This window comes from Arthrobacter sp. JCM 19049, from assembly GCF_001310435.1.
In genome coordinates, this window is sequence record NZ_BAXF01000036.1 from 1 (window position 1) to 12,840 (window position 12,840).

Annotated in this window: 8 protein-coding genes and 5 pseudogenes; 12 read left to right on the forward strand and 1 reads right to left on the reverse strand. The window is 64.9% G+C overall.

Annotation, left to right across the window (positions count from 1 at the left end; translation table 11 throughout):
- The 9 genes and pseudogenes from JCM19049_RS03350 to JCM19049_RS03390 form a co-directional block, all read left to right on the forward strand.
- Positions 1-302, forward strand: a 302-nt coding sequence (locus JCM19049_RS03350; RefSeq protein WP_279402373.1) for a phosphotransferase, incomplete at its 5' end; no start/stop codon positions are given.
- 211 nt (positions 303-513) lie between these two features.
- Complete coding sequence (locus JCM19049_RS03355) at positions 514-1,707, forward strand: ROK family transcriptional regulator (RefSeq protein ID WP_279402374.1); 1,194 nt, start codon at positions 514-516, stop codon at positions 1,705-1,707.
- Positions 1,708-1,825: 118 nt separating this feature from the next.
- Positions 1,826-3,298: an ABC transporter substrate-binding protein gene (locus JCM19049_RS03360; protein WP_279402375.1), complete on the forward strand. Its 1,473-nt coding sequence runs from the start codon at positions 1,826-1,828 to the stop codon at positions 3,296-3,298.
- A gap of 197 nt (positions 3,299-3,495) precedes the next feature.
- Entirely contained in the window at positions 3,496-4,197 is a 702-nt protein-coding gene (locus JCM19049_RS03365) for an ABC transporter permease (RefSeq protein ID WP_374700219.1), read from the forward strand.
- Positions 4,191-4,418, forward strand: a complete 228-nt coding sequence (locus JCM19049_RS23100) for an ABC transporter permease subunit (RefSeq protein ID WP_374700220.1) — start codon at positions 4,191-4,193, stop codon at positions 4,416-4,418. Before JCM19049_RS03365 ends, JCM19049_RS23100 begins: the two co-directional genes overlap by 7 nt.
- 143 nt (positions 4,419-4,561) lie before the next feature.
- Positions 4,562-5,322 (forward strand): annotated as a pseudogene (locus JCM19049_RS18355) (ABC transporter permease).
- 41 nt (positions 5,323-5,363) lie between these two features.
- Complete coding sequence (locus JCM19049_RS03380) at positions 5,364-6,509, forward strand: ABC transporter ATP-binding protein (RefSeq protein ID WP_279402376.1); 1,146 nt, start codon at positions 5,364-5,366, stop codon at positions 6,507-6,509.
- Positions 6,463-7,398: an ABC transporter ATP-binding protein gene (locus tag JCM19049_RS03385; RefSeq protein WP_279402377.1), complete on the forward strand. Its 936-nt coding sequence runs from the start codon at positions 6,463-6,465 to the stop codon at positions 7,396-7,398. Before JCM19049_RS03380 ends, JCM19049_RS03385 begins: the two co-directional genes overlap by 47 nt.
- Positions 7,398-8,575 (forward strand): annotated as a pseudogene (locus JCM19049_RS03390) (Gfo/Idh/MocA family protein). Before JCM19049_RS03385 ends, JCM19049_RS03390 begins: the two are co-directional and overlap by 1 nt.
- Before the next feature lie 90 nt (positions 8,576-8,665).
- Here JCM19049_RS03390 and JCM19049_RS18360 read toward each other — a convergent pair.
- Positions 8,666-9,484 (reverse strand): annotated as a pseudogene (locus JCM19049_RS18360) (LysR family transcriptional regulator); the annotation flags it as partial.
- A gap of 132 nt (positions 9,485-9,616) precedes the next feature.
- Between JCM19049_RS18360 and tdh the strand changes: the two are divergent.
- From tdh to JCM19049_RS18365, 3 genes and pseudogenes are all read left to right on the forward strand, one after another.
- A pseudogene (gene tdh / locus JCM19049_RS03400) lies at positions 9,617-10,660 on the forward strand (L-threonine 3-dehydrogenase).
- A gap of 10 nt (positions 10,661-10,670) precedes the next feature.
- The gene (locus JCM19049_RS03405) at positions 10,671-11,891 is read left to right on the forward strand and encodes a glycine C-acetyltransferase (RefSeq protein WP_054820805.1); all 1,221 of its coding nucleotides are present in this window, start codon (positions 10,671-10,673) and stop codon (positions 11,889-11,891) included.
- Between the two features lie 143 nt (positions 11,892-12,034).
- Positions 12,035-12,840: pseudogene (locus JCM19049_RS18365) on the forward strand (imidazolonepropionase); the annotation flags it as partial.

The window sequence follows — 12,840 nt, forward strand, 5'->3', positions numbered from 1 at the left end:
CCGCACAACACCATCGTGCACCGCGCCGCCACCGGTACCGCTTCGCGGCCCTCGTGGATTTCGGGGATCTGTGCGCCGGGGATCCGGCCTCGGACTTGGGCATGCTGTGGCTGCATTTCGGGTCTACCGCACGAACCCGGGCCCTGGAACGCTACGGGGTGAGCGACGGGGAGGACCTGTGGCACCGTGCGCGGGGCTGGGCGTTGCGCTACGGCCTGCTCCTCTGCCAGCTCGACCCGGGGGACCCCTTGGGGCGCATCGGGCGGGAAAGCCTGGACCTGCTGCTCTCCGCCGGCCGATAGCTGGATTCGCCGCTTGCGCCAACCGAGAATCACGAACGTGACTTGTAATGATCTGCCAGCACCGCGGGGCACCGGTCCTACGGTGCCGCGGCGGGCCGGTGGTCAATTGTTACCGGCGGCAAAGTGGGGAGCGCAAATGGTGGCACAATGATGAAAGTTCGCTTTCACATCGCGTGTAGAAAAACACGTTCCCTCGAAAGGCCCCGGTGACATGAGTCGAAAAACGGATCCGGTGCGCGCGCAGAATTTTTCCGCAGTCCTGCAGCAGGTTTTCGCCGCGCCCGGCAGCTCCCGCAAGGAGGTCGCCGACGCCATTGGGGTCAGCGCCGCCTCGGTCACGAGTATTGCCGCCCGGCTGATCGATGCCGGGCTGATTTTTGAGGGGGAGCCGGTGGCCCGCGGCCAGGGCCGCCCGCGGGTCCCGCTGCATGTCGATACGCGCTCCCACCTTGTCATGGGCATCCACCTGGGTCCACGGGTGACCGGTGTGGTGCTCACCGGGCTGGACGGGGTCAGCCAGGCCTCGGTGCTGATCCCGCACTCCGGCATGGACGTGGATCAGGCCTTCGAGGTGATTGTCACCGGTGCACGGGATCTGATGCAGCAGCACGCCGGGGGACGACGGGTGCTGGGCACCGGGGTCGCCACCGGCGGCATCGTCGATCGCCAGCAGGGAGGATCGTGGACAACCCCGGTGCTGCGTGGGTCGATGTGCCGGCGGTGCAGCTGCTGGCCGAGCAGCTTCCGCTCCCGGTCATCCTGGATCACAACGCCAGGGCGGCAGCGCAGTCCGAACTGCTCTACGGGCACGGCCGAGGAATCGGACTTCGTCATGCTGGTGAACACCTCGGACCTCGGCGCGGTGCTGGTCAGCGACGGCAGGATCCGCGCCGGGCGGACCCAGCACGCCGGGAATATCGCCCACCTTTCGGTCTCCGACGGGCGGCACCCCTGCCCCTGTGGCCGCAACGGCTGCCTGCAGGTGATGGCAACGGACGAGGCCACCGTGCGGCTGGCCCACGAGGCGGGCCGGGACGACGTGGTGCACTATGGTGACATCGACCGGCTGTACGACGCGGGGGATGAGCAGATCCGGGCGCTGGTGGCCGACCGGGACCGCTATGTCGCCCGTGCCGCTGCCACCCTGGTTGATTTGCTGGACCCGGGCCTGCTGGTGATCGCCGGCACTCCGGCCGAACGCCCCGAGACCCTGGCCCAGGTCAAGCGGGATGTGGCACGCTTTTCGCTGCGGGGTGCCGAGGCGGCGCACAGGGTGGTTTATTCCACTGACCACGCGCTTTCGCTCACGCTCTTCGCCGCGAGCATTATGGTCAACGAGGTTTTGGCCCACCCGCTGCGCTTCATTGAAGCCATGGATCTGAGGACTTTCGCGGCCCTCGGCTAGTCATCTTGTTGACAACGTCACACTCCTATGTTTACTTTATTTCATAAAATAAAGTATGTGACGGCAGGCACAGGCCGCATTGAGGCGGCCCACGTGTCACTCGCACCAAGGAGAGACCATGAGGAAACATTCCAAGGCATTGGCGGCCGCCGCAGGCGCAGTCACGCTGATGATGGCGGCCACGGCCTGCTCATCCAACGGCCAGCCCAGCGCCGGACAGGACGGCGGGGAGCGCGTGCTCTCGTTCATGTCCACCGAGCCCAAGAGCATCGTCCCGCAGAAGGAGCCGGGCAGTCAGCTGGGGATGGCGCTGTGCGCCAACCTGATGGAAATCAACCTGGATACCCAGGAGTTCGAGCCGCTGGCCGCCAAGTCCGTCACCAGCGATGACGCCAAGGTTTGGGACATCGAGTTGCAGGAGGGCTGGACCTTCCACGACGGCACCGCGGTGACCGCCCAGTCGTTCGCCGATGCCTGGAACGCCACCGCCACCGGCTCCAACGCCTGGCAGGGCAACGGCACCTTCGTCAGTTTCGAAGGCTACAAGGACCTGAACCCGGAGGACGGATCCAAGCCGAGCACCAAGACGATGTCCGGGGTCAAGGTCATCGACGACACCCACATGCAGGTCACGCTGACCGCCCCGAACCGCGACTTCCCCAAGATCCTGAGCACCAACCCCACCTGCCCCATGCCGGAGTCGGCCTTTGACGACCTGGACGCCTACGAGCAGAACCCCGTCTCCAACGGCCCCTACAAGTTTGTCTCCTGGGACCACAACCAGCAGGTTGTGCTGGAAAAGTGGGACGACTTCCAGGGCGCCCAGGGCTTCAGCGGCGGCGCCGATCAGCTGGTCGCCAAGATCTACACCGCCGTGGATCCGGCCTACACCGACATGACCGCCGGGAACCTGGACATGATCCGCAATGTGCCGGCGACCATGGTCGACAAGGCCAAGAACCAGCTCGGCGAGCAGGCCCTCTACGAGGTCAAGACCAGCTCCAAGCAGCAGACCCTGCAGATCCCGGAGTACGTGGACACCCTGAAGTCCCCGGCGCTGCGCAAGGCGATCTCCATGTCCATCGACCGTGAGGCGATCGCCCAGTCGCTGCTCAAGGGCCACTCCGAGCCCTCCGACTCGCTGGTCCCGCCGTCCCTGGACTCCTACGTTGAGGGATCCTGCGAGGCCTGCGAATTCAACCCCGAGGAAGCCAAGAAGATCCTGGCCGATGACGGCGGCTTCGACGGCACCCTGATCATCGAAAGCGATTCGGCCTCCGACCAGCAGCTGGTGCAGGCCATCGCCAAGCAGATCCAGGACAACCTGGGCATCAAGGTGCAGATGAAGCCGATGCTGGGAACCGAACTGTCCGAGCGGCGCAACTCCCAGAAGCTGGAAGGGTCAGCCTTTGGGCTGTGGGGCTGGTCCTACAAGTCCCCGGACCAGTACCTGAGCCAGTATGAAACCGGCGGCGACGGCAACTCGGCCACCGCCTACTCCAACCCGGAGGTCGACAAGCTGGTCAAGGCCGCCCGCGCCGAAATGGACGACGCCAAGTCGACCGAGCTGTTCAAGCAGGCCGAGGCCTGATCATCAAGGACATGCCGGCCATCCCGCTGTTCATCCCCACCGACTACGGTCTGCAGTCCGGCTGCGCCGAACTGAATGACGTGCAGGGCGACCTGCAGTACTACCGCGCGGGCTACACCTGCTAACCAGATCGAACATGGACTTGGACCCGTGGTCCCACGGGTCCAAGTCTCTTTATCGAACAAAGAGGTAAGCAAATGCTGGGTTACACTCTACGGCGTGTGGCACAAATGATCCCGGTGCTGCTGGGAGCAACATTCATCATCTACGCCCTGACCTTCCTGATGCCGGGCGACCCGATTTCCGCCCTGACCGGTGAGCGGCCCCTGCCGGAGGCCACCGTGGCGCAGATCCGCCAGGCCTACCACCTGGATGATCCGTTCCTGGTGCAGTACGGCAACTACATGCTCGGCGTTTTCCAGGGCAACTTCGGCATCGACTTCTTCGGTCGGCCGGTCCTGGACCTGATCCTCGAACGCCTGCCGGTCACCTTCACTCTGGCCCTGACCGCCTGGGTGCTCAAGCTGATCATCGGCCTGGTCATTGGCGTGTACGGCGGGCTGCGCAACGGGCGGGCCGGAGACCACTTCGCGCTGGTGTTCACCGTCATCTTCATGGGCGTGCCCAGTTTCGTGATTGCCCTGGGTGCCCAGACCTACTTTGGTGTGCACCTGGGTTGGGTGGAGCCGGCCGGCATCCGGGCCGGTTGGCCCATGGCGTTCATCCTGCCGGCCTTGGTCATGGCGTTTGAAGCCGCCGCCGGCCTGGCCCGGCTGACCCGCACCTCACTGGTGGACGTGCTGCGTGCCGAGTACCTGCGCACCGCCAAGGCCAAGGGGCTTTCCCCGCGCCGCATCATTTGGGGACACGCGCTGCGCAACTCGATGATCCGGTGGTGACCTACCTGGGCCTGAGCCTGGCCGGCATGCTGGGCGGCGCGGTGATCATCGAGGCCATCTTCAACATCCCCGGCATCGGGGGACTGATGGTCAGCTCCATCAACAACAAGGAAGGCACCGTGGTCGTGGGCATCGCCACCCTGCTGGTGCTGGTTTACCTGGTCTTCAACCTGCTTGTTGACCTGACCTACGGCCTGATCGATCCACGGGTGAGAATATGAGTAACGTTACCGCGACCGTCGCCTCCGGGGACGGGGCAGAAGCCGTCGAGCGCGAACCGGACCAGCCCAAGGGCACGCACCGCCGCTGGTGGCTGCGTCCGCGCTTCGCGATCTCCGGGGCCATCGTTCTGCTGATGGTGCTGATGGCGGCCTTCCCGCAGCTGTTCACCGGCTTCGGACCCGGGCCGACCGAGAACTGCGACATCCTCAAGTCAAACTTGCCGCCCAGTGCCGAGCACATCTTCGGCATCGACATCCAGGGCTGCGACTACTACACGAACGTGATCTACGGGGCCCGGGCCTCGATCCTGGTCGGCGTGCTCGTCTCGGCCATCGCCTTTGCGATCGCGGCCATCGTCGGGGCCATTGCCGGGTATTTCGGCGGTTGGGTCGACGCGGTCATCTCCCGCATCTGCGACATGGCCTTCGGGCTGCCGTTCATCCTGGCGGCCATCGTGGTGCTGCAGCTCTTCGGGGAGCGCAACGTGTGGACCGTGATCTTTGCCCTGGCCCTGTTCAGCTGGCCAGGTGGCGTCCGCTTCATGCGCTCCTCCGTCATGGAGGTGCGCCACCGCGAATACGTTCAGGCAGCCAAGCTGCTGGCGCCGGCAACGGGCGGATCATCCGCAAGCACATCATGCCCAACGCGATCACCCCGCTGCTGGTGCTGCAGACCCTGGGCGTGGGCGGGATGATCTCCGCCGAGGCCGGGCTGACGTTCATCGGCATCGGCCTGACGCCCCCGGCCGTCTCCTGGGGGCTGCAGTTGGCCGCCGCGCGCGACTACATCGATGCGGCACCGCACCTGCTGATCTTCCCGGCAGTCTTCCTGACGATCACGGTGCTGGGCTTCGTGCTGTTCGGTGAAGCCATCCGCGACGAATTCGACCCGAAGGGCAAATGATGATTCCCACAAGCCAGCCCCAGAATCACAAGCTGCTCTCGGTGAGCAACCTGCGCGTTGAGTTCGCCACCGCGCAGGGGGTGGCGACCGCCATCAATGGTGTCAACCTGTCGGTCCAGGCCGGGCAGTCCCTGGGGATCCTGGGCGAGTCCGGCTCCGGCAAATCCGTCACCGCTCGCACCATCATGGGGTTGCTGGATATCCCTCCGGCCCGGGTGGTCGACGGTGAAATCCTGCTGGATGGGGAGGACCTGCTCTCCATTAGCGCCAAACGGCGCCGCCAGCTGACCGGTCCGAAGGTTTCCATGGTGTTCCAGGATGCGCTTAGCGCCCTGAATCCGGTTCATCCGGTGGGGCGGCAGATTGGTGAACTGTACCGGGTGCACCGCGGGATGAGCCGAACCGCCGCGAAGAAGGCCGCCATCGAAATGATGGACCGGGTCAAGATCCCCGCCGCGGCCAGCCGCGTGAACGACTACCCGCACCAGTTCTCCGGCGGGATGCGCCAGCGCATCGTCATCGCCATGGCACTGGCGCTGGGCCCGGAACTGCTGATCGCCGATGAGCCGACCACGGCGCTGGATGTCACGGTGCAGGCCCAGATCCTGCAGCTGCTCAAGGAACAGCAGGCCGAGAACAACATGGGCCTGATCCTGATCACCCACGACATCTCGGTGGTGCGTGAGGTGACCGACCAGGTGGCGGTGATGTACGCCGGGCGGATCATCGAGAACGGCCCGACCGCCCAGGTGCTGGATGAGCCGGCCCACCCCTACACCAAGGGGCTGGCCGAATCCATCGCCAGCGAGGAGCTCAAGGGCCAGCTGCTGCCGGCGATCCCCGGCAGCCCGCCGGACCTGCTGGCCCTGCCGGCCGGGTGCTCCTTCGCCGACCGCTGCCGGTACGTCACCGAGCACTGCGCCACCACCGCGGTGCCGCCACTGGAACAGATTGACCACAGCGCCACACCGCCTGCTTCAACTACCGGGAGGTCGAAAGCTTGTCACTCACCGAAACTGAACTCGGCTTCACCGCCCAGAGCCATGAATCGATCATGGTGCTGCGCGGGGTCAAACAGCACTATCCGGTCGCCCGCCCGCTGCCCTTTGGGCCGCGCAAGGTCGTCAAGGCCTGGACGGGGTGGATCTGCAGGTCGCCGGCGGCCGAACCCTGGGCGTGATCGGTGAAAGCGGGTGCGGCAAGTCCACCCTGGCCCGGATCATGAGCGGTCTGGAAAAGCCGACCGAGGGGCAGGTGCTGTTCCAGGGGGTCGACATCAACTCCCTGCACGGCGCCGAACGCGCCGAGATGCGGCGCAACATCCAGCTGATCTTCCAGGACCCCTATGCGTCGCTGAACCCGCGCATGACCATCGAGCAAATCCTGCTCGAGCCCTTCGAAATCCACCCGGAGCTGGTGCGGCCCTCCGCCCGCCGGGCCAAGGTGCGCGAGCTGATGGAGCTTGTCGGACTGAACCCGGACCATCTGGAGCGCTACCCGCACAACTTTTCCGGCGGCCAGCAGCAGCGGATCGGGATCGCCCGGGGCATTGCGCTGAACCCCAAGGTGCTGATCTGCGACGAGGCGGTCTCCGCCCTGGACGTCTCGGTGCGCGCCCAGGTGGTGAACCTGCTGATGCAGCTGCAGCGCGAGCTGGGGCTCAGCTACGTGTTCATCGCCCACGACCTGCAGATCGTGCGCCACATTTCCGACAGCGTCGCCACCATGTACCTGGGGCGCGTGGTGGAAACCGGCACCTACGACCAGGTGTACGACGACAGCGCCCACCCCTACACCCAGGCGCTGCTCTCGGCCGCGCCGGAGCTGCGTCGTGGCGATGGCGCCGACCGGAAGCTGATCATGCTCCAGGGCGACCCGCCCTCGCCCATCGATCCACCCACCGGCTGCCGCTTCCACACCCGTTGCCCGATCGCGCAGCCCAGTTGCGCGCTGGGTGAACCGGCACTGGAGCCTGGCGCGATGACCACCAGGTGCGGTGCTATTTCCCCGGCCCAATTTCTGTCAAAGCAGACTAGATGCTCCGTGCCCCGCACGGAATCAAAGGAGAAGAATTAATGGATCTCAAAGTAGGAATCGTGGGCTTTGGCCTGCGCGCCTCCCTGCACCGCTACGTACAGCGCCCGGGGCAGGGCAGCGTGGTCAGCATCGTGTGCGACACCAGTGAGCGCGGACGGGCCGATGCGCGCAAGGCCCTGCCCGAAAGCGTGGTCACCGACGATCTGCAGGAACTGCTGGACAGCGGTATTGACGCGGTTTTGGTGCTGACCCCCGACCACACCCACCGCGACGTCGTGGTGCGCACCCTGCAGGCCGGGATCCCGACCTTCTGCGAGAAGCCGCTGGACATCAGCACGCAGGCGGCCGACGAAATACTGCAGACCGCCTACCGCACCGGCACCAGGCTCTACGTGGGCCACAACATGCGGCACATGCCGGTCATCCGCCAGCTCAAGCAGCTGATCGACGAGGGGGCAATCGGGCAGGTCAAGGCCGTGTGGTGCCGGCACTTCGTGGGCAATGGCGGGGACTACTACTTCAAGGACTGGCATGCCGAGCGCCGCTACTCCAATACCCTGCTGCTGCAAAAGGGAGCGCATGACATCGACGTGATCCACTGGCTGGCTGGCGGTTACAGCACCGAAGTTTCGGGACTGGGCGGCTTGACCGTGTACGGGGATGTGAGCGATCGGCGGGATAATTCGGACCGTCGCATGGGGGACTGGTTCTCGAAGGAGAACTGGCCGCCGACCGCGCAGAAGGACCTGAACCCGACCATCGATGTCGAAGACCTGTCGATGGTGCAGATGAAGCTGGACAACGGCGTCTTCGCTCCTACCAGCAGTGCCACTTCACTCCGGACTACTGGCGCAACTACACAGTCATTGGCACCGAAGGACGCATCGAGAACTTCGGCGACGGGCCCGGCGAATCGATCTACCTCTGGAACACGCGCAGCACCAGCGGTTTTGCCGAACCGGACCGGAAGATCACCATCGAAGGAGACCCGGAAGGCCACGGCGGGGCCGATCCGGGGCTGATCGCCGAGTTCCTGCGCTTTGCCAGTGACGGCGGGGCAACCCAGACCTCCCCGCTTGCCGCGCGGGCCGCGGTGGCCGTGGGAGACCTTGGCGCCCAGTCGCTGCGCTCCGACGGCAGCAGCCAGAGCGTGCCGCCGCTGGACGCGGAGCTGGTCAACTACTTCGAGGCCAACCAGCAGTCGGTTAGCGTGTAGCGGACCCGGGGTGCTGACTAGTTGCTGCACCGTGGCCTTGATCGCGGAAATCACCGTGTGAATAGTGCTGCGGTGCAGATGCTCGGAGCGAAGCAACAAGTCGATTTGTCGCCCCAGTCTCACCCCCTGCACCGGGCGTAAAGTCACCGCATTGCCCATACTGCGCCGTGCCGTGTAGCGTGGCAGGATCCCCAGGCAGCCACTGGCCTCAACCAGCGCTGCGGCCGTGGAATAGTCGTTGACCCGGTGCTCCGCCTTCGCCTCGGCGCCGCCCAGCGCGGCAATTACCTCCAACACGTCAGCGGGTGAATAACCGCTACGCGAGACAACCCACGGCTCTCCGACGACCTGCTGCGGGGTCAGCTGGTCAAACTGCGCCAACCGGTGCTCACGGTGCATGGCCACATCCAGGGGTTCGAAGGCCAGCGGGATCACCGCAATATTCGAGGGCCACCGTTCGGTGTGCGGCATCCGGTGGGCCAGCACAAGATCGTAGCTGGACGTTAGCGCCGGAAACTGCGGCTGCGAAACATCTTCGTCGAAGAACTGCAGCTTCGGCATTCGGTGATCTTCCAAGGCCAGCAACGGGGCAAAAATGGTCTGCCCAATCGAATGGAAACCGGCAATCCTGATTGGCCGATCCTGCTCGTGCTGCTCGGTTTCAATCTGGGCCGTCGCCGAGGCCAGCGTGGAAGCCACGTCGGCGGCCGCCGACGCCAGGATCTGTCCGGCATCGGTCAACACCAGGGCGCGTCCGGACTTTTTAGTCAGTGGAACATCGAACTGGCGCTGCAGCTGGGCCAGGTGCTGTGAGATCGCCGAGGGGGAGACGAACAGCGATTTGGCCACGGCGTTGACGCTGCCCAGATCCCCGAGCTCGCGCAGAATGCGCAACTGATGCAATTCCATAAGTAGATGCTAAATCAACAATTCAGAAAATCAGCGGATGACTAATGTGTCATTGCCCGACATGACCTGCAACACTTGAAGTAATCCGACATGCTGCGCCCCGGCGGCGCCCGGAACCGAAGGTAGAACACGATGAAAGCACTGTACAAGGCCAATCCCGAGGCAGGTCTGGAACTTGTCGACCGGCCTGAACCGGAAACCGGTGTCCACGACGTCAAGATCCGGGTGATGACCACCGGAATCTGCGGCACCGACCTGCACATCGAGGCCTACGATGACGCGGCCAAATCCATGATCAACACACCACTGATCCCGGGCCATGAATTCTATGGCGAGGTCGTGGAGGTCGGTTCCTTCGTGCATGGCGTCCAGATCGGGGACCGGGTCTCGGGCGAAGGCACATTGTCTGCGGGCTGTGCCGCAACTGCCGCGCCGGCCGCCGCCAGATGTGCATCAACGTCAGCTCCGTGGGCGTGCAGCGCGACGGCGCGTTCGCCGAATACGTGGTCATCCCCGAAAGCAATGTCTGGGTTCACCAGGACGAGAAGATCACCCGCTGCTGGGCGCCATCTTCGACCCCTTCGGCAATGCGGTGCACACCGCCCTGCAGTTTCCGATGGTGGGCGACGACGTGCTGATCACCGGCGCTGGGCCCATCGGACTCATGGCGGTGGCGGTGGCCCGCCACGTCGGTGCCCGCCGCATCGCCATCACCGATGTCTCCGAACAGCGCCTGGAACTGGCCGCCGCCATGGGCGCAGACCTCGCGGTGAACGTCAGCGAGTCGCGCATCGCCCAGGCGCAGCAGCAGCTGGGCCTGCTGGAAGGCTTTGATTTCGGCATGGAAATGTCCGGGCATTCCTCGGCACTGCCGGAAATGATCAACAACATGAACCACGGCGGCAAGATCTGCATGCTCGGACTGCCCAGCGCCCCCATCGACATCGACTGGGCAAGGTGGTGACCCACATGCTGACCCTGAAGGGAATCTACGGCCGCGAGATGTACGAGACCTGGTACGCAATGAGCGCCATGCTCACCAGCTCGGATCTCATGCGCGAGCGGATTTCCTCGGTGGTTACCGATTTCCTTCCCGCCTCCCAATGGCAGGACGGGTTCGCCGCGGCCAAGGCCGGACAGGGCGGAAAAGTAGTACTTGACTGGACCGTTTTCTAGGAGCGAGACAATGTACACGGACATGAAAGAGCAGCTGGCAACCGAACTGCGGGAGCTGCGCGAGTCGGGACTCTACAAGGCTGAACGCCATATTGATTCGCCGCAGTCGGCGCGCATCCAGGCCGGGGCCTTGGGGGATGAGGCGCGCGAGGTGCTGAACTTCTGCGCGAACAACTACCTGGGGTTGGCCGATGATGAACGGATCATCGCAGCCGCCAAGCGGGCCCTGGACGAGCGAGGTTTCGGAATGGCCTCGGTGCGCTTCATTTGCGGCACGCAGGATATCCACCTGGAGCTGGAGCAGCGGCTGTCGGCCTTTTTGGGCACCGATGACACCATCTTGTTCTCCAGCTGCTTCGACGCCAACGGGGGAGTGTTCGAATCCCTGTTTGGGGCCCAGGACGCCATCATTTCCGATGCGCTGAACCACGCCTCGATTATTGACGGCATCCGCCTGTCCAAGGCAGCCCGCTTCCGCTACGCCAACCGGGACATGGCTGACCTGGAGAAGCAGCTGCAGGCCGCCGCGCAGCTGAACGACGGCGCCGGTGCACGTCGGACCATCATCGTCACCGATGGGGTGTTCTCCATGGATGGCTACCTGGCGCCGCTGGAGCAGATCTGCGACCTGGCGGATCAGTACGGTGCGCTGGTGATGGTTGATGACTCGCATGCCGTGGGCTTCATGGGCCCCACCGGCGCCGGCACCCCGGAGCACGCCGGGGTTTCTGAGCGCGTGGATATCTACACCGGCACCTTTGGCAAGGCCTTGGGCGGGGCTTCGGGCGGCTATGTCGCAGGACGGGCGGAGATCGTGGAGATGCTGCGCCAAAAGGCCCGCCCCTACCTGTTCTCCAATTCCCTGGCCCCCTCGATTGTGTCGGCCACCCTCACCGCCCTTGAGCTGGTGGAAGGTTCCGGACAGCTGCGCGAGAAGCTGGAAGACAACGCGAAGCTGTTCCGCACCAAGATGGCCGAGGCCGGCTTCGAGCTGCTTGACGGCGAGCACGCGATCATCCCGGTGATGTTCGGCGACGCCGTGCTGGCGGGCCGCATCGCGGCACAGATGCTCGAGCGCGGGGTCTTTGTCACCGCCTTCAGCTACCCGGTGGTCCCCAAGGGCCAGGCGCGCATCCGTGTGCAGCTCTCGGCGGCGCACTCGGCCGAGGACATCGAGCGTTGCGTGCAGGCGTTCATCGATTCCCGACAGGCCGTCACCCAGGACGCATAGTCCCCGCCTTTGTCTGGGATCCCGGATGCATGTCGCTGACCGGGCCCGCTCCCGGTCCATCCGATCCGATACGGTCTAACCAACGGTGTCCAGCCTCCGGCCGGGCACCGTTGGAGTCGTTTCAGGACGTGGAAGGGGAACTTGTGGCAAGCCTGCTGCTGACAAATATTGCCCAACTCAATACCGTCGATGCCGACGGGACGGTTCTTGCCGATGCCGCGGTATTGATCGAAAACGGTCTCATCGCCTGGACCGGCCCGGCCGGGCAGGCCCCGGAGGCCGAGGAGACCCACGACCTGGGCGGGCGTACAGTGCTTCCCGGATGGGTCGATTCGCACAGCCACTTGATCTTCGGCGGCGATCGGGCCGATGAATTCGTTGCCCGGATGGCGGGGCAGGACTATGCGGCCGGCGGCATTGCCGTGACCACCTCCGCCACCCGTTCCCTGGACGACCAGCAGCTGGCGACCGCGGTGCGTGAACGTCGGGCCGAAGCCTTGTCCATGGGTACCACCTGGATGGAAACCAAAACGGGATACGGCTTGGACGTGGCCGAGGAAGCCCGCCATGCCCGCATCGCCCGTCCGCTGGTGGAACAGTTAACGTTCCTGGGAGCCATCTGGTGCCAGCCGGTTGGGACGCGGAGCAGTACACGAAGACCGTCGCCGGTCCGATGCTGGACGAGGTGGCCGGGGATGTTGACTTCGTCGACGTCTTCTGTGAACGAGGCGCCTTCACCGAGGAGCAAGCACGCCAGGTGCTGCAGGCGGCCACGCACCGGGGAATCGCCACCAAGGTCCATGGCAACCAACTCGGCCCGGTCCTGGAGTCCGGCTGGCCGTTGAATTTGGCAGCCGGTCGGTGGACCATGTGAACTACCTGGACCGGCAGGACGTCGCCGCGCTCGCAGGCAGCTGGGCCCACTGGGAACAGGCAACCCGTACCGGAC

Bases quoted from the DNA above. Each gene is read 5' to 3' on its own strand.
- JCM19049_RS03355 (WP_279402374.1), top strand. From the start codon at position 514: ATGAGTCGAAAAACGGATCCGGTGCGCGCGCAGAATTTTTCCGCAGTC.
- JCM19049_RS03360 (WP_279402375.1), top strand. From the start codon at position 1,826: ATGAGGAAACATTCCAAGGCATTGGCGGCCGCCGCAGGCGCAGTCACG.
- JCM19049_RS03365 (WP_374700219.1), top strand. From the start codon at position 3,496: ATGCTGGGTTACACTCTACGGCGTGTGGCACAAATGATCCCGGTGCTG.
- JCM19049_RS03405 (WP_054820805.1), top strand. From the start codon at position 10,671: ATGTACACGGACATGAAAGAGCAGCTGGCAACCGAACTGCGGGAGCTG.